This is a genomic window from Mucilaginibacter sp. P5_A4 (assembly GCF_056400605.1).
In genome coordinates this window covers 87,597-111,928 of sequence record NZ_JBFUKX010000008.1, presented here as the reverse complement: position 1 = coordinate 111,928, position 24,332 = coordinate 87,597, and the positions used below count along the sequence as shown (strand labels likewise).

The window sequence follows — 24,332 nt, the reverse complement described above, 5'->3', positions numbered from 1 at the left end:
AAAAAATGTTAGTGGCCTTTGTTCCGCTCAAAAAAATTAACATAACAGGCATAACAGCCGCTTTACGGCTATGCTGAATAAGTTAAAATCGGGAATTGAGTGGGTTTTATATTAAGAGTACTGATGAGATGGTTTCATGTTATTGTGATAGGGTTAAGGTGGTAAAATAGGTTTTAGGTAAAAAGGTATTTCTAATTATACTATTGTTTTATTTGATGATAAAAATAATATATTTTATTTAATATAAAATGTGCCTTTAACATTTTTTTCTTTAAAAATTTAGGTGATATGTTTAATTCAAAACTTCGTGATAGGCTTCCCCGTAACCGGGATACATACAAAGTTACGCAGCCCCTGTCAAACATATGGTGACACTGTTTTGTCAGTACGCCGCCGGGGTACCAGGTAAGGTATAAAGCAGGATGGCAGGGGTAAGGAAGGGGAGGTGTGAGGTGGTCCGCAGGGTAACTTTAGGGTAGGGTTGAGTGAATGATATGCCGGTTCAATATTTATCGTTAATTGTTAACTTTTCTCGTTATTTATTGTACAAATGTTATCTGTAACTAAATATTTCTCGCCTAAAATGAAGTCCGGGCTTTTGTCCATTTATTCTTCATCCCAATCCTCCCCCCAAAACAAAAATAGCGACTGATTTTTACCAGTCGCTATTGTGCAATAAATATATTAGTACAGCCTACAACCCGAAGGCTGCTTTTACCTTATCTACATAGTCCAGTTTCTCCCAGGTAAACAGTTCTACTTCGCGTTTAAGCTCGCTGCCGTCATGGGCTATAAAGGTTTTGGTTACAATTTCGCTTGGTTTACCAAAGTGACCGTATGCCGCAGTTTCGCTGTAAATGGGGTTGCGTAGTTTAAAGCGGGTTTCAATGGCATACGGCGTCATGTTAAAAACGGCCTCTACTTTTTGGGCAATCTCGCCATCATGTAATTCAACTTTGGCTGTGCCATAGGTGTTTACGTAAATACCCATTGGCTGGGCTACGCCGATAGCGTATGATACCTGTACCAAAACTTCGTCGCAAACGCCGGCGGCCACCAGGTTTTTGGCAATATGTCGGGTTGCATAAGCAGCAGAACGATCAACCTTTGAAGGGTCTTTACCAGAAAATGCGCCACCGCCATGCGCACCTTTTCCACCATAGGTATCTACAATAATTTTACGTCCGGTTAAGCCCGTATCGCCATGTGGCCCGCCGATAACAAATTTGCCGGTTGGGTTAATGTGGTATTTTATCTGGTCGTTAAAAAAGTGGGCGTACGTTGGGTATTTGGCTTTTACCCGTGGAATAAGGATGCTGATAATATCAGCGCTGATTTTGGTCAGCATGGCCTTCTCTTCATCGAAATCGTCATGCTGGGTAGAGATAACGATAGCGTCTATACGTTGTGGCTTATTATCATCGCTATACTCTAATGTAACCTGCGATTTTGCATCGGGGCGAAGATATTTGATCTCGCTATTTTCGCGGCGGATAGCAGCCAGCTCAATTAATAAGGCATGGGCGATATCTAATGCCAGCGGCATATAGTTTTCAGTTTCGGCAGTAGCATAGCCAAACATCATACCCTGATCGCCGGCGCCCTGCTCTTCAGGAGCTTTGCGCTCAACGCCCTGGTTAATATCCGGCGATTGCTCATGAATGGCCGATAGCACACCGCATGAGCTGCCATCAAACATGTATTCGCCTTTGGTGTAACCAATTTTGTTGATCACCTCGCGGGCTATTTTTTGTACATCTAAATAAGCTTTTGATTTCACTTCACCGGCTAAAAATACCTGCCCGGTGGTTACCAACGTTTCGCAGGCAACTTTTGAATTGGGGTCGAATGCTAAAAAATGATCTATCAGCGCGTCTGAGATCTGATCGGCAACTTTATCCGGGTGTCCTTCTGATACGGATTCGGAAGTAAATAAATATGACATATAAATTTTTTATACAATTACTAAAGTAAAACAGTAGGGAGGAGATTTAAGGGCATCGTAGTAAAAAGAAGCATTGGTTTTAGCACTTTTTTACGTGGTTGCAATCCGGTGCCTTTTAAATAAAGGCAATTAAATCAGTCCACTTTCGGGTGGCAAAAATAAAACAAATTTTACAAAGCCGAAAATACATTTACTTTTGATACTTTATTATTTAATACAGATAGTTGAAACGTAAAGCGTTATTTATAATAAACCCTATATCGGGGGGGAAGAAGAAGGATGGTGTGCCAGAGCTGATAGACCAGAACCTTGATAAGAATATGTTTGATGCCAGCATTGTTTATAGTGATGGCGTATCGCATGCCCGTATAATAGCAGGCGAGGCCGCAAATAAGTTTGATGTGGTAGTAGCCGTTGGCGGCGATGGTACGGTGAACGAAATCTCATCGGCTATAGTAGGCAGTAGCACAGCCCTGGGGGTAGTTCCTTTTGGCTCTGGCAACGGATTGGCGCGTTTTTTAGGAATTCCGATGAATACTGCCGAATCTATAAAAACATTAAGCGCTTATAAGGTTGAAACTATTGATTCGGGGCAAATGAATGGGCTGCCTTTTTTTAATATGGCAGGTATGGGTTTTGACGCCCATATCGCAGAAGTATTTTCACATGGTAAAAAGCGGGGTTTTTTAACTTACATCAAATCAAGTATGCAGGAGATTGTAGCTTACAAGTCTCAGCAGTACCAGATTGAAATTGACGGAAATGTGTACGAGCGCGAAGCATTCATAATAAGTATTGCTAATTCATCGCAATGGGGCAATGATGTGCATATTTCGCCAAAGGCATCGGTGAAGGATGGTTTGCTGGATGTATGTATTATTCGTAAATTTCCGATATGGCGCCTGCCCGAGATTGGCGTACGCCTCATGCTTAAAACAATTGAATCCTCTGGGTACATTGAAATTATAAGGGGAAAGGACATTAAAATTACCAGGCAAAGTGCAGGTCCTATTCACCTCGATGGCGAGCCGCAGGTAATGGATACCCATATACATATTAATATAATACCGGGTTCATTAAAAGTAATTGTTGGTCCGGGGTTTTAAATTTGATAACTATGGCTAAGAAGAATATTACCGGTGTAGTTTATTCAACCGATCCGGATTTTGAATACCAGGAAAACGGCCGGGATGATGCCCGAACTTTGCCGCCTCAACAACAAAACTTTAAAATATACCTTGATCGTAAGGGAGGTAGTAAACTTGTTACCCGTATAACAGGTTTTGTAGGCGCCAACACCGACCTGGAGGCTATTGGCAAAAAGCTAAAAACAAAATGCGGAGTAGGCGGTTCGGTAAAGGAGGGCGAAATATTGATCCAGGGCGACTTCAGGGATAAAATATTAACCCTGCTGCAAACGGATGGCTACAAAGCAAAAAAAGCCGGAGGATAACCTTGATTTTAAGGTACTCATAAACAGAATATTAAGTTAAGTAATAGCGTATTTTGTACACTAAAACATTTCAGACATGCTGCGGATGTTTTGCATTACAGAGATAATAAATGCCGGCCTAAATAGAAGTGTAACGAAATAGTAGCATAAATTTTATCACTATTGCTTGATAATATTAAAAAAAATGGTTTTCATTGCAAATAATTGTAGTGGCAACACACAATAACAGGACATTATTACGTTATTTATATCCAATTGCACACAAAATGTAATTTGGTATTAAAAAATTGTAAAGAATAATATAAATGATTTTTTTATTTCAATAAAATTCTATTTTTGTTATTCCCATTTTAGAGCACATTTAACTAACTTATAATATAAACAAAAACTAAAAACTAAAAATTAAAAGTAATGGCAAACGCACCAACAAAACCAACTACTCCTGTTAAGAAAGAAAGCTCAAGTGCATCGGGCATGTTTGCTTCTTTAACCATTCCAATCTGTTTGATTGTTTCAACTTCTATTTTTGTATTTATTCTTGGCGACCCAAGTCACTTTAAAGGCGGTGATGTACATGGTTACCCATCAGATATCTTTGGAACTGTTCATAGCGGCGGGGTAATTGTACCAGTGATCATGTCGTTTTTATTAATGGTGATCGTTTTCTCTATTGAGCGTTTTGTAGTTATCGGAAAAGCTTCTGGTACAGGAAGTGTAGATACTTTTGTTAGAAAAGTACAAGCGTTATTGAATGCAGGTAATATCGCCGGAGCATCATCTGAATGCGATAAACAAAAAGGTTCAGTAGCAAATGTTATTAAATCGGCATTGAAAAAATATGGCGAAATGGAAGCAGAGCCAAATCTTGATGTTGATCAAAAAACTTTGGCTATCCAAAAAGATATTGAAGAAGCAACTGCTTTAGAAATGCCTATGTTGGAGCAAAACTTAACTATCATCGCTACATTGGTATCTATCGGTACATTAACCGGTCTGTTAGGTACTGTTGTGGGTATGATCAAAGCGTTCTCTTCATTAGCGGTATCAGGTGTGCCAAACCAGGTTGAGTTGTCTTCACACATTTCTGAAGCTTTGATCAACACTGCATTTGGTATCTTAACTTCAGCTATTTCAATTGTAATGTACAACGTATTTACATCAAAAATTGATAAACTGACCTACGCTATTGACGAAACAGGATTTAGCATTGTTCAAACATTTGCTTCATCCCACAAGAACGCCAACAGATAAGAATATATTAGTGCTTAGGTTTTCCGGCTTTTCAATATTTAATACTTGGCCGGAATAATTAATACATTATAACACTATATATTTAAAAATTTTAATATGGCAAGGATAAAAGTTCCAAGAAAGAGTACAGCAATTGACATGACCGCAATGTGCGATGTGGCGTTCCTGTTGCTTACTTTCTTTATAATGACCGCGAAGGTAAGGACAGAAGATCCCGTTCCGATCGATATGCCGAAGTCTTCAATTCAACAGCCTATACCTGAATCTGATTTTGGTACTATAACTGTAGGGGAGCAAAAGGCATTTTTCGGAGTTGAGGGGATTGACATCCGCAAACAAACCTTAACCCAGATGGGCGAAATTTATAAAACCACGTTTACTCCTGAAGAACTGACACGGTTTTCAACTATCACTGCGTTTGGCGTTCCTATGAACCAGCTGCACCAGTTTATAGCTATGTCGGCGGATGAGCAAAAGAAACTTAAACAACCGGGTATCCCAAGGGATTCTGTAAGTAATGAGCTGTTCAACTGGATTCGCGAGGCCCGAAAAGCTACTGTGGCGCTTCACAATACGCAGTTACGTGTAGCTATTAAAGGTGATAGTAAGGAAGAGTACCCGGTGATTAAGGATGTTATAACTATTTTGCAAAAGCAAAAAGTCAACAAATTTAGTTTAATAACAAATATTAGTGGCGATGGCACAGGCGGCGCTCCTAAAAAATAAAAGATCATGGCAGAATTAGATACCTCCGGGGGAGGGAAACATAAAGGCGGGAAGGTTAGAAGTAAAAAGCAATCTACCCGTATTGACTTAACCGCGATGGTTGACCTTGCTTTCTTATTGATCACCTTCTTTATCATGACAACAACATTGGCCAAGCCTAAAGCGATGGACCTTGCAATGCCTGATAAGGATGAAAAAACTAAAGATCAGTTACCTATTGCTGCTTCCCGTTCATTAACCCTTTTATTAGGTAGTGACGATAAGCTGGAGTGGTACCTGGGCGAACCGGGTAAATCGGCACCAACAGTTGATAACTATGGTAAAGATGGTTTGCGTAAAACTTTAATTGAAAAAAGTAAAGAAGTACAGGAAAAAACCGGAAAGTTTATGTTTGTTGTGATTAAACCAAGCGATAAATCAAAGTACAAGAACATGGTAAGTGTGCTTGATGAGATCAACATAGCCAATATACAAAGCTATGGTATAGTTGACATCTCTCCTATAGAAATTGAGTTGTTGAAGAAAGACGGTTTATACAACGACAATAAATAAGAATATTAAAACGTTATTAATTTCCATTAAAGCCTAACAAATGTTTGGATCAAAATTAGACATATTGGATCAGAAATGGATCGACGTTGTTTTTAGTAACAGGAATAAGGCTTACGGGGCTTATGAACTAAGAAGAGATAACGCAAAAAATACATCAAGAGCTCTTATAATAGCTATTGTGGTGTTTGTGTTTATTATTTCTTTGCCTACTATTATCAATAAGATCAAGGGACTTATCCCCAAAGCTGATGAAAAAGTAAAGATAACAGACGTAGTGCTGTTACCACCACCACCGGTGGATCAAACTAAAAAACCACCTCCACCGCCACCAGAACCACCAAAGCCAAAGGTTGACCAGGTTCGTTTTCCTCCTCCGGTTGTGAAACCAGATAATGAGGTTAAGGAAAAAGATCCGCCAACGGTTAAGGAACTTGCAGTAGCCGATCCAGGTCAGAAAGATCAAAAAGGTGATCCTAATGCTGATATCAGAATTGATGAGCCGGTAGGTAACTCAGATATTAAACAGGTTGTTGAAGAAGATCCTAATAAGATCTTTGCATCAGTTGAAAATTTACCGGAGTTTCCGGGTGGCGTTGAAAAATTTGGTGCTTATTTGAGCAAAACCATCAGGTACCCTGCAGTTGACCGTGAGAATGGAACACAAGGACGGGTAATCCTTACTTTCGTAGTGGAACGTGACGGATCATTAACTGATATTAAGGTATCAAGAAGCCTTAGTCCGGGTACCGATGCCGAAGCAGTTAGGGCATTGAAAGGTTCACCAAAATGGAAACCAGGTATTCAAAACGGCCGACCGGTTCGTGTACAATATAGTGTACCGGTAAGCTTTACTTTAGCTGGTGATAACTAAGATAATGTCATTTAATTTCAATAAAGGTCAAAAATCGCCCAAAAGGCGGTTTTTGCTTATTTTAGGAACTGCTGCATTTATCTGTTTTATAATTTTAGGCTTAATGATCATGTTTTGGGACCGACTCCCGCTACAGTTACAGTCTTATCAGCGGATACTTTTTGGGGCTTTTATTATCGGATACGCGATGCTGCGTTTCTCCAGATTGTTCAAAAAAGATCAGTATGAAGATTAGTTTTGATGTTAGATGTGTTTTTTTAGTATTAATTGTAGCGATAAGCTTACAGGCCTGTAAACAAAAAGCTTCAAAACCCTTTTCCGATGATACGTTCAACTCGGGTAAAGGAACATTTGTTGCCGATGAATCTTTTGCACCAATAGTAAGTCAGGAGGAGTATATTTATAAAAGCAGGTACCCGGCTGCACAGCCTACTTTTTTATACAAAACAGAAAATCAGGCTGTAAATATGCTGTTAAATGATAGTGTGAGAATGGCAGTACTATCACGTGATTTGGATACCACAGAACGTAATATAATAATAAAACGTTCGTTAAGTGTTGACGTACTGCGTTTTGCTACTGATGCAGTTACATTGATCGTAAATCAGGCTTCTGTTGATACTACTATCACTGTTGCTGTATTAAAAAAGATGCTTAACGGGGAAGGGGACCCAAACAAAACAATTGTTTTTGATAACCCTAACTCGAGTTTGGTAAGGTATTTGAAGTACTTTTCTGGTAATAAGGAATTTAATCAGAAAAATATTTACGCACTAAAATCAAATAAGGAAGTTATTAAATACGTTAGCGAGCACCCCGATGCTTTCGGTATCACAGGTTTTAGCTGGCTTAATGATCCCGATAAGGATATGGTGTCTTACGTGGCTAAGGTTAAGATTGTAGGAGTTAAGGATGAGGCCAATAAGAAGTATGCTAATTACTACTTTAAACCTTCGCAGGAATCACTCGTCTTAAAACAGTACCCTTTAAGTAGGGGATTATACCTGGTTAATACATCGAGCAAGGCTGGTTTAGCTACCGGGTTTGCGACATTTTTAGCCAGCGATGTGGGGCAGCGGATAATATTAAAATCAGGTTTATTGCCAGATTCGATACCGCCAAGAGAGATAAATTTAAAAAGTAAATTATAACTAAATAAGATGAAAATGATCAGTAAAATAGCTAAGGCAACATTAGGACTGGTATTTATAGGTTCATCATCAGTTTTTGCGCAAAGTCTAGCCGACGCCAAAAAAGCTATTGACGCCGAACAATATCAAAAAGCCAAATCGATGCTAAAAAACCTTACGGTTACACAGGCCGATAAGGACGAAAATTTCTTTTACCTGGGTTGGGTATATCTTAAACAGGATTATACCGATTCGGCCAAAACAGCTTTTAATAAAGGTATTGCTGTAAATCCAAAATCGGGTTTAAACTATGCCGGTTTAGGTGCCGTTGCCCGCTTGGATAAAGATAAAGCAGGTGCAACCACCAGCTTTAACCAGGCTGTGTCGCTTGCAGGTAAAAATAGCAAGCCTTATGTATATGTAGGGAAGGCATATTTGTTACCTACCACATCAGATGGTAAAATATCAGTTGACGATGCCAGCGCAGCAATTGCCGTTTTATCAAAAGGTAAAGCAATTAACCCCAAAGATGTTGAGTTGTTGATCACCTTAGGAGATGCTTATGCTTCACAAATAAAAAGTAACGAAGCTTACCAGGCTTATTCTGATGCAAATACAGCTGATCCCAAAAATCCGGGTGCTAAAGTTGCAACCGGCGTTTTGTGGAGATATGCAAACAACTTTGAGGATTCAGAAAAACAATTCCAGGAAGCTTTAGCCATCGACCCTAACTACGGTCCCGCTTACCGTGAATGGGCCGAAACAGATAACCGTTGGGCAAACGCCGATCCTAAAATGGCATCTGCTAAAATTAAACAAGCCGTTGAGGAATACAAAAAATACCTGAGCTTAACAGATCTTTCGGTTGAATCACAAATGCGTTATGCCGACTTTTTAATCAGTGCGGGCCAATTCCAGGAGCTGCAAGCTGTTGCTGCCGATCTGTCAAAGTCTTCGAAATCAAATTTAAGGGCATACCGTTATTTAGCCTACGCAGCTTTAGAAAATAAGGATTACCCTGCCGGATTAACCGCTATGAATACCTGGTTGAGCAAAGCTGATCCAAAAAGAATAGTACCACGTGATTACTTATACCTTGGCCGTTTGCAAATGGCATCTGGTCAGGATTCTGTTGGTATCAATACTTTAAGGAAAACGCTTGCTTTGGATTCTACGCAGACCGATGTGTATGGCGAAATTGCCAAATCATTGTTTCGCGGTAAAAAATATCTTCAGGCTGGTGATGCATACAAATTGGTTACGCAAAAAGGTGGCCGCAGTGTAAAACTTACCGACTATTTTTACGAAGGTATCAGCTACTACTACGGATATGACGAAAAGAAACCTGGTGCCGATTCTGTAATTGCTAAAGCCGATTCTGCATTTAGTTATGTTACTCAAAAAGCTCCGACTACTTCAGATGCTTATGTTTATCGTGCACGTGTTAACGAGTTAAAAGATAAAGACCGTAATAATATTGTAGGTTACGCTAAGCCGTTTTATGAAAAATATATCGAGTTGGTAAACGCTAAAGGTTCACCCGATGATAAAACTAAGAAGAACCTTGCAGAAGCCTATGTTTATTTAGGTACTTATGCCGAATTTAAAGAAAAGGATTTAGCCAAGGCTACTGACAATTATACAAAGGCAAGGGATAATGACCCTACTAATAAACAAGTAGTGGCATTCTTTGCGCGTAAAGCCGGCGGACCCGGTAAAAGCAAATAATTTGTAGAATAGAATCAGGAGTTGCGAAAAAGCAGCTTAGCGTTTTTGTCTAACTCTTGATTTTTAAACTTTGCCTCTTAAAATAAAAGAAAGCCTCTTCTAAAAAGAGGCTTTTTTATTATTGTTCCATTAGTATATTTGCAGCATGGAAGTACAAAGTTTACCGGTTAATTATTTGCCCATCATATTTCAAATGCTGGTGGCTTTAGGGTTTGTGGTAACTACTATGTTTGTAACACATAAAATAGGCCCCAAACGCGCTACCAAAGATAAACTTACCCCCTTTGAATCAGGAATAGAGGTTGTTGGGAATGCCCGTTCACCTATATCCATCAAATATTTCCTGGTAGCAATACTATTTGTATTGTTTGATGTAGAGGTAATATTTATGTATCCCTGGGCAGTAAATTTCAAAGCAATGGGCGAAAAGGGCATGATAGAAATGTTTATATTCATGGCTACGCTTTTATTAGGTTTTATCTACGTTATTAAAAAAGGTGCTTTAGATTGGGACTAAATTAGACTGATTCTAAATATGGTCTTCGCAAACGCATAGTGTACCTTTTACATCTTATTATTGTAAATTTGCATTTCATTACCTGTATTGATCAGGCAGTGATTTTCTATTAAAATTGTTCAATGAGTGATATTCAAATAGTTGATGCCCCTGCAGGTGTAGAAGGCGCCGGTTTTTTTGCTACCTCGCTTGATAAAGTAATAGGTATAGCCCGCTCAAATTCATTATGGCCCCTGCCATTTGCTACTTCATGTTGTGGTATTGAATTTATGGCCACTATGGCTTCTCATTATGATCTTTCGCGTTTTGGCGCCGAGCGTTTAAGCTTTTCCCCTCGTCAGGCCGATCTTTTGATGGTTATGGGTACTATTGCCAAAAAGATGGCCCCGGTATTGCGCCAGGTTTATCTGCAAATGGCCGAGCCTCGCTGGGTTATGGCTGTGGGCGCCTGTGCATCAAGCGGTGGTATATTTGATACTTACTCTGTATTGCAGGGTATAGATGAAGTAATACCGGTGGATGTTTACGTACCCGGTTGCCCGCCCCGCCCCGAAGCTATTATCGATGGCTTTATCAACATTCAAAAGCTGGTACAAACAGAATCGCTTCGCAGAAGAAATGAGCCCAAGTACCAGGAGTTATTAGCAAAATACGGAATCCAATAATGGCTACGATACCCAACGAAGAGCTTTTAAAAAGAATCGGTGAAAAATTCGGCGAGCAAGTAACATTGGTAGGCGAACCCTACGGTTTACTTACCGTAGAAACCGGCCGAGGGCAGATCATTGATCTGTTGACCTTTTTAAAGACCGATGCCGCACTTCGCTTTATATTTTTAACAGATATTACCGCTATACATTATCCTGAACAGGAAAAGCAAATAGGAGTTATTTACCATTTGCATAGCCTTACTACCAATACCCGTATCAGGATAAAGGTGTTTTTGGTTGATGGCGATGTACATATCCCTACTGCAACTGTGCTATGGGAAGGCGCCAACTGGATGGAACGTGAAACATATGATTTCTTCGGAGTTATATTTGACGGTCACCCCGATCTCCGCCGCATTTTAAATGTTGACGATATGACGGCTTTCCCGATGCGCAAGGAATTTCCGCTGGAAGACCCGAACCGTGTTGATAAAAAGGATTACTTTTTCGGAAGATAATATTATGCCGTATTGGGGAAACCTTTACGGCATCACCATTAAAAGAAAATAATTTATACTGATGCAAAACCATCCTGTATATACAGATAACGATCCGCAAAACGAGCTTTCAACCTTAAACCTCGGCCCAACTCACCCTGCAACCCATGGTGTGTTCCAAAATGTGCTGCAGTTAGATGGCGAAAGAATTGTGAGCGGCGTATCAACCATAGGCTATATTCACCGCGCGTTTGAAAAAATTGCCGAACACCGTCCGTTTTACCAGATCACTCCACTTACCGATCGTTTAAACTACTGCTCATCGCCTATTAATAACATGGGCTGGCACATGACAGTTGAAAAGCTATTAGGCATAACTACACCAAAACGTGTTGATTACCTGCGTGTGATAGTGATGGAACTGGCCCGTATATCCGACCATATTGTATGTAATGGGGTATTGGGTGTTGATACAGGTGCTTTTACCGGTTTCCTTTATATGATGGAATTCCGTGAAGCTATTTATGAAATTTATGAGGAGGTTTGCGGAAGCCGCCTTACTACAAATATTGGCCGTATAGGTGGCTTTGAACGTAATTTCAACACTATAGCCTTTGCCAAGCTGCGTAAGTTTTTAATTGATTTCCCTAAAACGCTTAAAGAATTTGAATCGCTGTTTAACCGTAACCGTATTTTTGTTGACAGGACAAAAGATGTGGCCGCTGTTACCGCCGAGGATGCTTTAAACTATAGCTGGACAGGCCCGATATTGCGTGCAGCCGGTGTTGATTATGACGTAAGGGCCATGAACCCTTATTCATCATACGAAGATTTTGAATTTGAGGTACCAGTTGGCACCAATGGCGATGTTTACAGTCGTTTTTTGGTGCGTAATGAAGAGATGTGGCAGAGTTTGCGCATTATTGAGCAGGCGCTTGTAAAACTGGAAAAAGAACCATCAGATATTTTTCATGCTGATGTACCTGAGTTTTACCTGCCGCCGAAAGAAGAAGTTTATAATAACATGGAAGCCCTCATTTATCACTTTAAAATTGTGATGGGCGAGATCCCGACTCCTAATACCGAGGTTTATCATTCGGTTGAAGGCGCCAATGGCGAATTGGGGTTTTATTTGGTGAATGATGGCGGGCGTAGCCCATATCGTTTGCATTTCCGCAGGCCCAGCTTTATCAATTACCAGATGTATGCACCAATGAGCCGCGGTATGTTATTATCAGATGCGATTATTAATATGAGTAGTTTAAACGTTATAGCCGGAGAGTTAGATGCTTAGAGTTGAAGATGCTCAGGTTTCGGTTGAGTTTTCGCCGGAGCTGATCAGTAAATTTGATGACGTGGTTAGCCGCTATCCGCAAGGAAAACAAAAATCGGGTTTACTGCCAATACTGCACTATGTACAGGCCGAGTTTGGATGGGTTAGTCCGCAGGCAATGGATAAAGTGGCCGAGTATTTAGATATTTTGCCAATTGAGGTGTATGAGGTAGCTACATTTTATACCATGTACCTGCTGCGTCCATCCGGCAAATATGTTTTAGAGGTTTGCCGTACCAGCGGTTGCTGCCTGGTAGGTGCCGAAAAAATAATGGATCATATTGAAAACACTTTAGGTGTAAAAGAAGGCGAAGTTACCCCCGACGGTTTATTTAGCTGGCGTGGTGTAGAATGCCTTGCTGCCTGCGGCTATGGCCCGGTTTTACAAATTGGCCCCGAATATACTTTTTACGAGAACTTAACTAACGATTCGGTTGATAAACTGGTTAGCGATTTAAGGGCGAAAGCAAAAAATTAAAGCAATGGGACGCAAACTTTTACTTGAACATATAAACGTACCAGGCATCAATACATTTGATGTTTACCGCTCAAAGGGTGGGTACGCTTCTGTTGAAAAGGCTATAAAAACCATGTCGCCCGAGGCGATTGTGGAAGAGGTTAAAAAATCGGGCTTGCGCGGTCGTGGCGGTGCGGGTTTCCCTACCGGTATGAAGTGGAGCTTTTTGGCAAAACCAGAAGGGGTAGAACGCTACCTGGTTTGCAACGCCGACGAATCTGAGCCCGGCACTTTTAAAGACAGGTATTTGATGACCTACATCCCTCACTTATTAATTGAGGGGATGATTGTAGCCAGCTTTGCGCTGGGGGCCAAAACATCGTACATCTACGTTCGCGGCGAAATGATGCCGCAGATCCGGATCCTGGAAAGAGCCATCGCGGAGGCCAAAGCAAAAGGATTTTTAGGTAAAAACATATTAGGATCGGGTTACGATCTTGAATTATATGTACAACCAGGTGGTGGTGCTTACATCTGCGGAGAAGAAACCGCATTGTTGGAATCATTGGAAGGCAAACGGGGTAATCCACGTATAAAGCCACCTTTCCCGGCTATTGCTGGTTTGTATGGTTGCCCAACGGTGGTAAACAATGTAGAATCGATAGCTGCAGTTGTGCCAATCATCAACGAAGGGGGCGACGAATATGCAAAATTAGGCGTAGGCCGTAGCACTGGTACCAAGCTGATCTCGGCTGGGGGAAACCTTAAAAAGCCTGGTGTTTATGAAATTGACCTTGGTTTACCGGTTGAAGAATTTATTTACTCCGATGAGTATTGCGGTGGTATTGCTAACGGTAAACGCTTAAAAGCAGTTGTTGCAGGAGGTTCATCAGTGCCAATTTTACCTGCAAACCTGATATTAAAAACCATTAACAACGAGCCGCGCCTGATGAGCTATGAATCATTAAGTGATGGTGGCTTTGTAAGCGGTACCATGTTAGGCTCGGGTGGATTTATCGCTTATGATGAGGATGCTTGTATAGTGCGTAACACCTGGAACTTTGCCCGTTTTTATCACCATGAAAGCTGCGGACAATGTTCGCCCTGCCGTGAAGGTACCGGCTGGATGGAAAGGGTATTGCACCGTTTAGAATATGGCCATGGCAAAATGAGCGACATGGACCTGCTGGTTGATGTATCTAAAAAAATTGAAGGAAATACTATCTGTCCGTTGGGAGATGCAGCAGCCTGGCCTGTAGCCAGTGCTATCCGTCACTTCAGGGATGAATTTGAATGGCATGTAACTAATGGAGCGGAAGCGGTTTCAAGAAATTTTGGCCTTGCTCACTACGCGGATCCGTTAACGGTTGCAGCGACAGCATAATACCCACGCGTCATTGCGAGGAACGAAGCAATCCCTAACTATACAGGGCGAACCTGCTACTTGGGGATTGCTTCGTTCCTAGCAATGACGGAATAAGATAATTAGGAATCAAAATTCTAAATTTTGACTTAAAAGATGAAAGTAACAATAGACGGAATACCCGTTGAAGTAGAACCAGGAACAAGCATACTTAATGCCGCGAGGCAGATAGGTGGCGATATTGTTCCGCCTGCTATGTGCTATTACTCCAAGCTGGAAGGCAGTGGCGGTAAATGCCGTACCTGTTTGGTTAAGGTGACCAAAGGATCTGAAAAGGATCCACGCCCTATGCCTAAACTGGTTGCATCCTGCCGTACCGGTGTTATGGATGGTATGGAAGTGCAAAACATCACCTCGCCCGAAGTGGTAGAAGCCCGTAAAGGTGTAGTGGAAATGTTATTGATTAACCACCCGCTTGATTGCCCTGTATGTGACCAGGCAGGCGAGTGCCACCTGCAAGACTTAGGTTTTGAGCATGGTGCCGCTAAAACCCGTTATGAGTTTGACCGCCGTACATTCGAAAAGATTGATATTGGCGACAAAATACAGCTACACATGACGCGTTGCATCCTTTGCTACCGTTGCGTATTCACTGCCGATCAAATTACCAACACCCGTTTACACGGCATCCTGAACAGGGGCGATCATTCCGAGATCTCGACTTACATCAGCAAAGCCGTTGATAATGATTTTTCTGGAAACATGATTGATGTATGCCCGGTAGGCGCATTAACCGATAAAACCTTCCGCTTTAAAAATCGTGTGTGGTTCACCAAGCCGGTTGAAGCGCACCGCGATTGCGATAAATGCTGCGGTAAAGTGACTTTATGGTACAAAGGCGAGGATGTGATAAGGGTAACAGGCCGCAAGGATGTTTATGGCGAGGTTGAAGAATTTATTTGCAATACCTGTCGCTTTGATAAAAAGAAAACTGCCGACTGGGTGATTGAAGGACCCCGCAAGGTATCGCATAAATCGGTTATCAGCTCAAACCACTATGAGTTTACGCCGTTGCCGGTTGTTAAAACCAACCCGGTATTGATGGAAGCGAATAAAGAACAATTTGAAAGAGACACACGCTTATAATGGGATTAGTAGATATAGCATTTAAATTTGGCCTGATATTGATCATTTTTGTGATCAGTTTGGTTGTAGCCATGTACTCGACTTATGCCGAGCGCAAGATTGCCGCGTTTTTCCAGGATAGGATAGGCCCTAACCGTGCCGGTCCGTTTGGTCTGTTACAGCCATTGGCAGATGGTGCCAAAATGTTTTTAAAAGAAGAGATCATCCCCACCAATGCAACGCCATTCCTGTTCATAGTTGGCCCTTCACTGGCAATCCTTACAGCCTGTATTGGCTCTGCTGTTATTCCATGGGGGCAAACTATAACTATTGGCGGCCACGTAGTTGATCTGCAGGTTACCGATATCAATGTAGGAGTTTTATACATCTTTGGTGTGGTGTCATTAGGCGTTTATGGGGTAATGATAGGCGGATGGGCATCAAATAATAAATACTCATTATTAGGCGCAATTCGTGCAGCATCACAAAATATCAGCTACGAAATTTCGATGGGTTTATCCATTATCGCTTTGCTGATGCTAACCGGTACTTTAAGCCTGCGTGAGATTGCTGAACAACAGCATGGAGCTAACTGGAATATAATACGCCAGCCACTTGGGTTTTTAATATTTATAGTATGCGCATTTGCAGAAACTAACCGAACACCTTTTGACTTGCCCGAGTGCGAAACCGAACTGGTAGGTGGTTATCATACCGAGTATTCGTCAATGAAATTAGGTTTCTACCTGTTTGCGGAGTATATTAACATGTTTATCTCTTCGGCTGTAATGGCTACTTTATATTGGGGTGGTTATAACTATCCGGGTATGGATTGGATGCTTGCACATACTGGCCCAACTATTGCACCAATTATTGGTGTAGTGGTATTATTCACCAAGGTATTCTTATTCATCTTCTTTTTTATGTGGGTACGCTGGACAATCCCTCGTTTTCGCTACGACCAATTGATGGACCTGGGCTGGAAGATATTGATACCTTTGGCCATTGCTAATATTGTGCTTACCGGCGTAGTTAGTGCAGCACTTACACACTTTGGATTTTAATTAAATGGAATCATTAAGCAATAAACGAAAAGTACTGGAAGTAAAGCCGCTTAATTTATTGGAGCGTGCTTACCTGCCCGCCATTATTGGCGGTCTGGCCACTACAATGAAGCATTTTTTCAGGAAACCGGTAACAATCAGTTATCCTGAAGAGAAACGTGAGTTTTCTGAAAACTTTAGAGGCATGCACTCGCTTAAACGCGATGAGGATGGCAAAGAACGCTGTACTGCCTGCGGATTATGTGCATTATCATGCCCTGCAGAAGCTATAACCATGGTTGCTGCCGAACGACAGAAAGGCGAAGAGCATTTATACCGGGAAGAAAAATACGCGGCAGTTTACGAAATAAACATGCTGCGCTGCATTTTTTGCGGCCTTTGTGAAGAAGCCTGCCCCAAGGAGGCCATATACCTTGACGGAGATATTGTACCTGCCGACTATTTGAGGAAGGATTTTATTTACGGCAAAGACAAATTAGTAGAACCACCCTTAAATCAATAAAGAAGTTTTATACCTTTGCGCAACTCTTAAAAAGGGCAAGGGTATTTTGTAAATATAAATATGAGTACATTTTACTTCATCGCATTTTTGTCCATATTCTTTTCGATATTGGTGATCACGGCCAAAAATCCGGTACATAGTATCCTTTATCTTATACTTACCTTTTTTACGTTCACCATTCATTATATATTAATGAACGCCCAGTTTTTGGCGATAGTTAATTTTATAGTGTACATGGGCGCTATCCTGGTATTGTTCCTGTACACACTGATGCTTATCAACCTTAATAAGGATAGTGAACCTGTTAAGCCATTTATGGTGAAGTTTGCAGGGGTATTTGGTGGTGGTATTCTGATGGTGGCCTTAGCAGCCTCCTTAAAATCAATCGGAATATCTAACCCGGTTGTATTGCAGAACCCGGAGCTGGGCCTGGTGAAAAACCTGGGGAAAGTATTGTTTAACGAATTTTTACTGCCATTTGAAATATCGTCAGTATTGCTGTTATCGGCAATGGTGGGTGCTGTTTTACTGGCTACAAAAGACACTAAAACTGCATAATGGAAAGCTTAACAAATACAATACAAGCGGTACCGCTTAATCATTACATTCTATTAAGCAGCATTATTTTTTCGATAGGTGTAATGGGCGTATTGATCCGCCGCAATGCCATCGTAATATTTATGTCGGTTGAACTGATGCTGAACGCGGTGAACCTTTTGCTAACAGCATTCTCTGTTTACAGGGGCGATGCTACCGGGCAGGTTTTTGTATTCTTTATTATGGCACTTGCGGCCGCCGAAGTAGCTGTCGGGCTGGCCATCATTGTGATGATTTACCGTAATACCAATTCGATAGATATTAACGTGCTGAACAGGCTGAAGTGGTAAGATGATTTCGGAATTCGGAACTATGATTTCGGATTTAAGGAAAATAAATACATAACACACCGTCATTGCAAGTGAAGAGATTGCTTAGTTCGACGCAATGACGATTAAATAAATTAAAGCGTATAACGTAGTACGTAAAACGTATAACTGAAAACATGAATCAATACATCTGGCTTATTCCCATATTACCGTTAGCTGGTTTTATTATTAACGGATTTGGCCGTAATTCATTATCAAAAGGAATAATAGGCTTTATTGGCAGCTTACTCGTACTGGTATCTTTTGGGTTAAGCCTGGCAGCATTCTTCCATATCAAATCAACCGGCAACCCTATCAATGTTACTTATTTTGATTGGATCAACGCAGGTCCGGTTCATATACCTTTCGCATTTTTGGTTGATCAGTTGAGCTCTATTATGCTGCTCATTATTACGGGTGTTGGTTTCCTTATACACCTGTATTCTATTGGTTATATGCATAATGATAAAGGTTTCGGTAAGTTTTTCGCTTACTTAAACCTGTTTGTATTTTTCATGCTGCTATTGGTGATGGGTTCAAACTATATCATCATGTTTATAGGATGGGAGGGCGTAGGTTTATGCTCATACCTGCTTATTGGTTTCTGGTATACCAACCCAAGCTACGCCGACGCTGCAAAAAAGGCCTTCATCATGAACCGTATCGGCGATTTGGGCTTTTTATTGGGAGTGTTCCTAATGATCTACGCGTTTGGGAGTGTTGAATTTGCTACTCTATTTCCTAAGGCGGCAGCAATGAAAATAGGTGCCGCGCCATTTACAGTTATTGCCCTATTGTTGTTTGTTGGCGCTATAGGCAAATCGGCCCAGTTACCATTGTTTACCTGGTTACCAGATGCAATGGCCGGCCCAACTCCCGTATCGGCATTGATCCACGCTGCAACCATGGTTACAGCAGGTATTTATATGATTGCCCGCTCAAACATATTTTACAGCATGTCGCCATTTGCAATGGAGGTTGTGGCTATAGTAGGTTTGGCTACCGCGTTATTTGCCGCGTTAATTGCCCTTACGCAAACTGATATTAAAAAGGTACTGGCTTATTCAACTGTGTCGCAACTGGGTTATATGTTTTTAGGTTTAGGTGTGGGCGCCTATACCGGCGCTTTCTTCCACGTATTAACACATGCTTTCTTTAAAGCCCTGTTATTCCTTGGTGCAGGCTCTGTTATCCATGCGGTAAGCGGCGAGCAGGATATGCGCAAAATGGGAGGCTTAAAAGGCAAGCTGCCTGTTACATTTGCTACCATGCTTATTGGCACTATCGCCATTTCGGGGATCCCTCCGTTCTCTGGTTTCTTTTCAAAAGATGAGATTCTGGCTCATGCCTTTGAGCACAGTACTACCTTTTATGTAGTGGGTGTTTTTACAGCTATGCTAACCTCGTTCTATATGTTCAGGATGATGTACCTTACTTTTTGGGGTAAATTCCGTGGCACGCATGAGCAGGAACATCATTTGCATGAGTCGCCGGCAACCATGACCATCCCATTGATCATATTGGCAATACTTTCTATTATCGGCGGTTTAATTGGCGTGCCCGAGGTTTTAGGTGGTCACCATGAACTTGGCCATTACCTGGCCCCTGTATTTAAAGCATCAACCACCATCCTACCTTCAAATGAATTGTCATCAGGTACCGAGTGGATTCTGATGGGTGTTTCGGTAGGTGTTGCATTTATAGCATTAATTTATGCTTATATAAAATATGTTCAAAACGACAGCCTTCCGGTAGCAGATACCGAAGAACGCCCGGCATTGACCAGCTTATCCTATCAGAAATTTTATGTAGATGAGCTTTATGATTTCCTGATCCGCAAACCATTGGATTTCTTGTCAACCTTTTTCTACAACGTAGTGGATAAGATGGGTATTGATGGTTTAGTGAACGGCCTGGGTAAAGGAACTATTGAAACCAGTAAGGGCCTGCGTTTATTGCAAACGGGCAATGTAGGTTTCTACATATTTGTAATGGTGCTGGGTATTATAGCCATATTGGTTTACAGTGTATTTGGATTAACTAAAGTATAAACGATAGCGTTTAAAATATAAAATGACCGTTAGTATATTAATTTTTTTACCGGTAGTTGCCGCAGTTATAGTAGCCTTATTAAAAAACGGGGTTGCCAAACACGCCGCATTATTTTTCTCTGTTGCCGAACTGGTAATAGCCGGTCTGTTTTTAAGCCGTTTTGTACCCGATGCAACAACACAATTTGGTATTGATGTTCCGTGGATAGCAAAATTAGGTATTTATTTTAGCGCCGGTATTGATGGTATCAGCATGATCATGGTACTGCTTACCACGTTGCTTGTGCCGCTTATTATATTAACCACCTATAAGCATGAATATAAAAATGCCGGTGCTTTTTATGTTTTAATATTATTTATGCAGGCCGGTTTGCTGGTAGTGTTTACCGCGTTAGACGGGTTTTTATTTTACGTTGGATGGGAAGCCGCGCTAATCCCTATTTACTTTATATGTGCCCTTTGGGGTGGCGAAAACCGCATCCGTATTACCCTTAAATTTTTCATCTATACATTTGCCGGTTCGTTATTTATGCTGGTAGCTATCATCTACCTTTATTTACAATCACCGGATAGAACTTTCGATATTCACAGCTTTTATGCTTTAAAGCTTACTGCCCCGCAACAATCCTGGGTGTTTTTGGCATTTTTCCTGGCCTTTGCTATAAAAATGCCTTTATTCCCTTTCCATACCTGGCAGCCCGATACTTATACCGAGGCACCTACGGGCGGTACCATGATGTTATCAGGAATCATGCTCAAAATGGGAATTTATGGCGTTATCAGGTGGTTAATACCATGTGCACCTCTTGGTTTGGCTCATTGGCAAAGCCTGGCAATTATACTTGCTGTTATAGGTATTGTGTATGCTTCCATCATAGCGTTTAAACAAACAGACGGTAAACGTTTGGTAGCTTATTCATCTATAGCGCACGTTGGCCTTATTGCTGCGGCAATTTTTACCTGGAACGCCCAAGGTTTACAAGGCGCGATGATACAAATGCTTAATCACGGTATAAATGTGGTTGGCATGTTTTTTATATGGGATATCATCAGCAGACGTTTAAATACGCGCAACATTGGTCAGCTTGGCGGCATTGCGCTGGTAGCTCCTAAATTTTCAATAGCGTTTTTAATTATAGTATTGGGTACGGTAGGTTTACCACTTACCAATGGTTTTGTAGGCGAGTTTTTATTACTTGATGGTGTTTTTCAATACAGCGCTTATCACTACATGAATTTAGCACTGGTAATAGCGGCGGGTTTAACTATCATTTTTGGCGCTGTATACATGTTACGGATGTACAAAAATGTTATGCAGGGCGAGCTTAATGAACTGACAACAACTTTTAAGGATATAAGTGGATCTGAGCAATTGGTACTGACTATTATCTGTATACTAATAATAGCTATAGGCGTTTATCCGCAGCCAATAATGCACATATCTGAGGCGGCAGTTAATAATTTGTTAGGCACTTTGAATGGAAAGTTGACGTATTAGGAATTAAAACCTAAACTCTAAACCCAAAATTCTAAAAAAGAAAATAAAATATTTAAATGAGTACTTTAATCATCATATCTGTTTTACCAATAGTGTTGCTGTATCTTGGTTTATACAAGGCTGCAAAGGCATTGTTACCTGTTACTGTGATTGGCTTAATTGCCGCGCTGGTTTGTGCCGTTGCCGAATATAAAACCCCGGATACAACTGTGCCAATTTATCATGGTATGATGATGTTCAACAACTTCTCTGTTGTATTTTCGTCGGTTGCTATTATTACCACAATCCTTATCCTGCTGTTATCAGGTGGATATTTTGAGAGGATCAGTAAGCATGTGGCCGAGTATTACGCTATTATATTGTTCTCGCTAACGGGTATCATTGTTATGGTATCTTACTATAACCTTACCATGATGTTCATTGGTATCGAGATCATGTCGGTAAGTTTATATATCCTGGCGGGTATCAGGAAAAGCGATTTCGCATCAAACGAAGCCGCTTTAAAGTATTTCCTGATGGGAGCATTCTCAACCGGCTTCTTATTGTTTGGCATCACGTTAATATACGGTTCAACAGGCTCATTTAGTTTAGAGGTTATCCGCGATTGGGTTTTGGCACATCCGCACATCGATCCAATGTTTTACACAGGCATTGCGTTGATCATTGTCGGGCTTTGCTTTAAGGTTGGCGCCGCGCCATTCCATTTCTGGACCCCTGATGTATACGAGGGCTCACCTACCCTTATAACCGCCTTCATGTCTACAGTGGTAAAAACTGCCGGTTTTGCAGCATTTCTGCGTTTATTTTCGGTCTGCTTTGCTCCACTGTCTGATTTTTGGATGCCGGTTTTACTTGTTATTACTGTAGCAACTTTATTTATAGGTAACATCACCGCGCTGTATCAGCAAAGCTTTAAACGAATGCTGGCGTTTTCAAGCATATCACACGCAGGTTACTTGCTTTTTGCTATTGTGGCTTTAGGTTCGGCATCGGCTAATTCGGTATTTATATACGCTACTGCTTATTCAATTGCTTCAATTATTGCTTTTGGCAGTTTAATATTGGTGCATCAGCAAAGCGGCAGCGATAGCTTTGAAAGCTTTAACGGCCTTGCAAAAAACAATCCTTTCCTGGCTTTTGTATTAACAATATCTATGCTGTCATTGGCTGGTATCCCGCTTACTGCAGGGTTTATTGGAAAGTTTTTCATGTTTTCGGGCGCGCTGTCAAAGTACCAGTTTTGGCTGGTTATTATAGCCGTTGTAAATGCCATTATCAGTATCTTTTATTATTTCAGGGTTATAGTTGCTATGTATTTCCGCCCGGCAGATAGAGCCGAAGTTACCATACCGGCATATTATAAGCTTGTTTTTGCTGTATCGGCATTAGCAACTGTTATTATCGGTGTTTACCCCGATTTTATCTCCCGTTTCATTTAATAATAACTGGGTACTGCAAATTGATATAATATTTGTAGTTTTACAGATATAGTGAATGGAAAGTTTTTGGGATTACCTTCAAAATTTAACGGACGCTCAATCCATCATAAGCAGGGGAGGCTTTTATTTCCTGCTTGTTGTTGTTTTTGCTGAAACCGGCCTGTTTTTTGGTTTTTTTTTACCAGGAGATTATCTGCTATTCATGGCAGGTTTGCTGTGTTCGGCAGGAAAGTTGGATGTAGGCATATCTACGTTGGTGCTATCGCTCATTGCAGCTGGCATATTAGGAAATTTTACGGGTTATTGGTTTGGTTACCGAACAGGGCCTGTGCTATTTAATAAGAACGACTCGCTGTTTTTTAAAAAGCGCTATGTGGTACTTGCAAGCGATTTTTATAATAAGTACGGCGGAATGGCCTTGATTTTAGGGAGATTTTTCCCGATAGTTAGAACATTTGCCCCTATATTTGCAGGTGTTGTAAAGGTTGACATAAAAAAATTCGGTTTATATAACCTGATAGGGAGTGTAACCTGGGTATGTACATTTACTTTAGGCGGATTTTTCTTAGGTAAAAGGTTTCCGCAAATAAAGGATTATATGCAGTATATAGTTTTAGGGCTGATAGTTATTACTACCATCCCGCTTGTTACAGCTTACATCCGAAAAAAAATAGCAGTGAATAAAGAAAAGAGTAACACATAAAAATACATAACAAATACCAATGAGTACACAACACCCATGGCACCAGGTTTCTCCCGGTGAAAACATCCCCGAGATTGTTAACGCTATAATTGAAATCCCTAAAGGCTCTAAAGCCAAATACGAAATTGATAAGGATTCTGGTTTACTAAAATTAGATCGGGTTTTATTTTCGTCGGTAATGTACCCGGCCAACTACGGCTTTATTCCACAAACTTACTGCGATGATAAAGATCCATTAGATATATTGGTACTTTGCTCAATTGATGTTTTCCCGATGTCGATCATCGAGGCAAAGGTAGTAGGTGTGATGCACATGGTTGATAATGGCGAACAGGACGATAAGATTATTGCTGTTGCCAAAAACGATATGTCGGTAAATTACATAAATGATTTGAATGAGCTTCCTCCGCACGCCATGACCGAAATTGTTCGTTTTTTCAAGGATTACAAAAAGCTGGAAGGCAAAAATGTAACTATCGAACATTTATTAGGTGTGCGTTACGCGCATAAGGTAATAAATGAAAGTTTGGAATTGTATAAATCTACATTTCCTGTTTACCAATAATTAATAG

Annotated in this window: 25 protein-coding genes; 24 read left to right on the top strand and 1 reads right to left on the bottom strand. The window is 40.9% G+C overall.

The features are described 5' to 3' along the window. Positions 1-694: 694 nt before the first annotated feature. The gene (gene metK / locus AC1DQW_RS07630) at positions 695-1,945 is read right to left on the bottom strand and encodes a methionine adenosyltransferase (protein WP_477407467.1); all 1,251 of its coding nucleotides are present in this window, start codon (positions 1,943-1,945) and stop codon (positions 695-697) included. 224 nt (positions 1,946-2,169) lie between these two features. Here metK and AC1DQW_RS07625 point away from each other — a divergent pair, with 224 nt between their 5' ends. The 24 genes from AC1DQW_RS07625 (at position 2,170) to AC1DQW_RS07510 (ending at position 24,325) form a co-directional block, all read left to right on the top strand. Continuing rightward, entirely contained in the window at positions 2,170-3,051 is an 882-nt protein-coding gene (locus AC1DQW_RS07625) for a diacylglycerol/lipid kinase family protein (protein WP_477453531.1), read from the top strand. Positions 3,052-3,062: 11 nt separating this feature from the next. Continuing rightward, positions 3,063-3,398, top strand: coding sequence for a translation initiation factor (locus AC1DQW_RS07620; protein ID WP_477407471.1), 336 nt, complete (start codon positions 3,063-3,065; stop codon positions 3,396-3,398). A gap of 411 nt (positions 3,399-3,809) precedes the next feature. After that, complete coding sequence (locus AC1DQW_RS07615; RefSeq protein ID WP_477408274.1) at positions 3,810-4,649, top strand: MotA/TolQ/ExbB proton channel family protein; 840 nt, start codon at positions 3,810-3,812, stop codon at positions 4,647-4,649. A 96-nt stretch (positions 4,650-4,745) separates the two neighbouring features. Then, entirely contained in the window at positions 4,746-5,375 is a 630-nt protein-coding gene (locus tag AC1DQW_RS07610; protein WP_477453530.1) for an ExbD/TolR family protein, read from the top strand. Positions 5,376-5,381: 6 nt separating this feature from the next. Beyond that, positions 5,382-5,927 (top strand): ExbD/TolR family protein, encoded by a 546-nt coding sequence (locus AC1DQW_RS07605; RefSeq protein ID WP_477408270.1) that lies wholly within the window; start codon positions 5,382-5,384, stop codon positions 5,925-5,927. A gap of 40 nt (positions 5,928-5,967) precedes the next feature. Next, complete coding sequence (locus tag AC1DQW_RS07600) at positions 5,968-6,798, top strand: energy transducer TonB (RefSeq protein WP_477408268.1); 831 nt, start codon at positions 5,968-5,970, stop codon at positions 6,796-6,798. A 224-nt stretch (positions 6,799-7,022) separates the two neighbouring features. Then, entirely contained in the window at positions 7,023-7,949 is a 927-nt protein-coding gene (locus AC1DQW_RS07595; protein WP_477453529.1) for a PstS family phosphate ABC transporter substrate-binding protein, read from the top strand. Positions 7,950-7,958: 9 nt separating this feature from the next. Then, complete coding sequence (locus AC1DQW_RS07590) at positions 7,959-9,656, top strand: tetratricopeptide repeat protein (protein ID WP_477453528.1); 1,698 nt, start codon at positions 7,959-7,961, stop codon at positions 9,654-9,656. Between the two features lie 145 nt (positions 9,657-9,801). Then, entirely contained in the window at positions 9,802-10,173 is a 372-nt protein-coding gene (locus AC1DQW_RS07585; RefSeq protein WP_477409264.1) for an NADH-quinone oxidoreductase subunit A, read from the top strand. A gap of 122 nt (positions 10,174-10,295) precedes the next feature. Then, a complete protein-coding gene (locus tag AC1DQW_RS07580; RefSeq protein WP_295712790.1) occupies positions 10,296-10,838 on the top strand; it encodes an NADH-quinone oxidoreductase subunit B in 543 nt (180 codons plus the stop codon). Further along, positions 10,838-11,341, top strand: a complete 504-nt coding sequence (locus tag AC1DQW_RS07575; protein ID WP_477406443.1) for an NADH-quinone oxidoreductase subunit C — start codon at positions 10,838-10,840, stop codon at positions 11,339-11,341. The genes AC1DQW_RS07580 and AC1DQW_RS07575 overlap by 1 nt, the downstream gene beginning before the upstream one ends. A 61-nt stretch (positions 11,342-11,402) precedes the next feature. Then, positions 11,403-12,614: an NADH-quinone oxidoreductase subunit D gene (locus tag AC1DQW_RS07570; protein ID WP_477453527.1), complete on the top strand. Its 1,212-nt coding sequence runs from the start codon at positions 11,403-11,405 to the stop codon at positions 12,612-12,614. Then, complete coding sequence (locus AC1DQW_RS07565; RefSeq protein WP_477406447.1) at positions 12,607-13,131, top strand: NADH-quinone oxidoreductase subunit NuoE family protein; 525 nt, start codon at positions 12,607-12,609, stop codon at positions 13,129-13,131. Before AC1DQW_RS07570 ends, AC1DQW_RS07565 begins: the two co-directional genes overlap by 8 nt. A gap of 4 nt (positions 13,132-13,135) precedes the next feature. Continuing rightward, on the top strand, positions 13,136-14,494 hold the full coding sequence (gene nuoF, locus AC1DQW_RS07560) for an NADH-quinone oxidoreductase subunit NuoF (RefSeq protein ID WP_477406449.1): 1,359 nt from the start codon (positions 13,136-13,138) through the stop codon (positions 14,492-14,494). A gap of 135 nt (positions 14,495-14,629) precedes the next feature. Further along, positions 14,630-15,619, top strand: a complete 990-nt coding sequence (locus AC1DQW_RS07555) for an NADH-quinone oxidoreductase subunit G (RefSeq protein ID WP_477414867.1) — start codon at positions 14,630-14,632, stop codon at positions 15,617-15,619. Then, positions 15,619-16,662: an NADH-quinone oxidoreductase subunit NuoH gene (nuoH, locus tag AC1DQW_RS07550; protein WP_477406453.1), complete on the top strand. Its 1,044-nt coding sequence runs from the start codon at positions 15,619-15,621 to the stop codon at positions 16,660-16,662. The genes AC1DQW_RS07555 and nuoH overlap by 1 nt, the downstream gene beginning before the upstream one ends. A gap of 4 nt (positions 16,663-16,666) precedes the next feature. Beyond that, positions 16,667-17,164, top strand: coding sequence for a NuoI/complex I 23 kDa subunit family protein (locus tag AC1DQW_RS07545; protein WP_477414865.1), 498 nt, complete (start codon positions 16,667-16,669; stop codon positions 17,162-17,164). 60 nt (positions 17,165-17,224) lie between these two features. Further along, the gene (locus tag AC1DQW_RS07540) at positions 17,225-17,722 is read left to right on the top strand and encodes an NADH-quinone oxidoreductase subunit J family protein (RefSeq protein ID WP_477406161.1); all 498 of its coding nucleotides are present in this window, start codon (positions 17,225-17,227) and stop codon (positions 17,720-17,722) included. Continuing rightward, on the top strand, positions 17,722-18,051 hold the full coding sequence (gene nuoK / locus AC1DQW_RS07535; RefSeq protein ID WP_477406163.1) for an NADH-quinone oxidoreductase subunit NuoK: 330 nt from the start codon (positions 17,722-17,724) through the stop codon (positions 18,049-18,051). The genes AC1DQW_RS07540 and nuoK overlap by 1 nt, the downstream gene beginning before the upstream one ends. 155 nt (positions 18,052-18,206) lie before the next feature. Then, positions 18,207-20,120 carry an NADH-quinone oxidoreductase subunit L gene (gene nuoL, locus AC1DQW_RS07530; protein WP_477453526.1) on the top strand — a complete coding sequence of 638 codons (1,914 nt, stop codon included), beginning with the start codon at positions 18,207-18,209 and terminating at the stop codon, positions 20,118-20,120. Positions 20,121-20,142: 22 nt separating this feature from the next. After that, a complete protein-coding gene (locus AC1DQW_RS07525; protein WP_477453525.1) occupies positions 20,143-21,618 on the top strand; it encodes a complex I subunit 4 family protein in 1,476 nt (491 codons plus the stop codon). A gap of 56 nt (positions 21,619-21,674) precedes the next feature. Beyond that, complete coding sequence (locus AC1DQW_RS07520; protein WP_477453524.1) at positions 21,675-23,057, top strand: NADH-quinone oxidoreductase subunit N; 1,383 nt, start codon at positions 21,675-21,677, stop codon at positions 23,055-23,057. Positions 23,058-23,112: 55 nt separating this feature from the next. Next, positions 23,113-23,760 carry a DedA family protein gene (locus tag AC1DQW_RS07515; protein WP_477453523.1) on the top strand — a complete coding sequence of 216 codons (648 nt, stop codon included), beginning with the start codon at positions 23,113-23,115 and terminating at the stop codon, positions 23,758-23,760. Positions 23,761-23,779: 19 nt separating this feature from the next. Continuing rightward, positions 23,780-24,325 (top strand): inorganic diphosphatase, encoded by a 546-nt coding sequence (locus tag AC1DQW_RS07510; RefSeq protein WP_477414855.1) that lies wholly within the window; start codon positions 23,780-23,782, stop codon positions 24,323-24,325. Positions 24,326-24,332 lie beyond the last annotated feature (7 nt).

Bases quoted from the DNA above. Each gene is read 5' to 3' on its own strand.
- metK (WP_477407467.1), bottom strand. From the start codon at position 1,945: ATGTCATATTTATTTACTTCCGAATCCGTATCAGAAGGACACCCGGAT.
- AC1DQW_RS07620 (WP_477407471.1), top strand. From the start codon at position 3,063: ATGGCTAAGAAGAATATTACCGGTGTAGTTTATTCAACCGATCCGGAT.
- AC1DQW_RS07615 (WP_477408274.1), top strand. From the start codon at position 3,810: ATGGCAAACGCACCAACAAAACCAACTACTCCTGTTAAGAAAGAAAGC.
- AC1DQW_RS07610 (WP_477453530.1), top strand. From the start codon at position 4,746: ATGGCAAGGATAAAAGTTCCAAGAAAGAGTACAGCAATTGACATGACC.
- AC1DQW_RS07605 (WP_477408270.1), top strand. From the start codon at position 5,382: ATGGCAGAATTAGATACCTCCGGGGGAGGGAAACATAAAGGCGGGAAG.
- AC1DQW_RS07600 (WP_477408268.1), top strand. From the start codon at position 5,968: ATGTTTGGATCAAAATTAGACATATTGGATCAGAAATGGATCGACGTT.
- AC1DQW_RS07595 (WP_477453529.1), top strand. From the start codon at position 7,023: ATGAAGATTAGTTTTGATGTTAGATGTGTTTTTTTAGTATTAATTGTA.
- AC1DQW_RS07590 (WP_477453528.1), top strand. From the start codon at position 7,959: ATGAAAATGATCAGTAAAATAGCTAAGGCAACATTAGGACTGGTATTT.
- AC1DQW_RS07585 (WP_477409264.1), top strand. From the start codon at position 9,802: ATGGAAGTACAAAGTTTACCGGTTAATTATTTGCCCATCATATTTCAA.
- AC1DQW_RS07580 (WP_295712790.1), top strand. From the start codon at position 10,296: ATGAGTGATATTCAAATAGTTGATGCCCCTGCAGGTGTAGAAGGCGCC.
- AC1DQW_RS07575 (WP_477406443.1), top strand. From the start codon at position 10,838: ATGGCTACGATACCCAACGAAGAGCTTTTAAAAAGAATCGGTGAAAAA.
- AC1DQW_RS07570 (WP_477453527.1), top strand. From the start codon at position 11,403: ATGCAAAACCATCCTGTATATACAGATAACGATCCGCAAAACGAGCTT.
- AC1DQW_RS07565 (WP_477406447.1), top strand. From the start codon at position 12,607: ATGCTTAGAGTTGAAGATGCTCAGGTTTCGGTTGAGTTTTCGCCGGAG.
- nuoF (WP_477406449.1), top strand. From the start codon at position 13,136: ATGGGACGCAAACTTTTACTTGAACATATAAACGTACCAGGCATCAAT.
- AC1DQW_RS07555 (WP_477414867.1), top strand. From the start codon at position 14,630: ATGAAAGTAACAATAGACGGAATACCCGTTGAAGTAGAACCAGGAACA.
- nuoH (WP_477406453.1), top strand. From the start codon at position 15,619: ATGGGATTAGTAGATATAGCATTTAAATTTGGCCTGATATTGATCATT.
- AC1DQW_RS07545 (WP_477414865.1), top strand. From the start codon at position 16,667: ATGGAATCATTAAGCAATAAACGAAAAGTACTGGAAGTAAAGCCGCTT.
- AC1DQW_RS07540 (WP_477406161.1), top strand. From the start codon at position 17,225: ATGAGTACATTTTACTTCATCGCATTTTTGTCCATATTCTTTTCGATA.
- nuoK (WP_477406163.1), top strand. From the start codon at position 17,722: ATGGAAAGCTTAACAAATACAATACAAGCGGTACCGCTTAATCATTAC.
- nuoL (WP_477453526.1), top strand. From the start codon at position 18,207: ATGAATCAATACATCTGGCTTATTCCCATATTACCGTTAGCTGGTTTT.
- AC1DQW_RS07525 (WP_477453525.1), top strand. From the start codon at position 20,143: ATGACCGTTAGTATATTAATTTTTTTACCGGTAGTTGCCGCAGTTATA.
- AC1DQW_RS07520 (WP_477453524.1), top strand. From the start codon at position 21,675: ATGAGTACTTTAATCATCATATCTGTTTTACCAATAGTGTTGCTGTAT.
- AC1DQW_RS07515 (WP_477453523.1), top strand. From the start codon at position 23,113: ATGGAAAGTTTTTGGGATTACCTTCAAAATTTAACGGACGCTCAATCC.
- AC1DQW_RS07510 (WP_477414855.1), top strand. From the start codon at position 23,780: ATGAGTACACAACACCCATGGCACCAGGTTTCTCCCGGTGAAAACATC.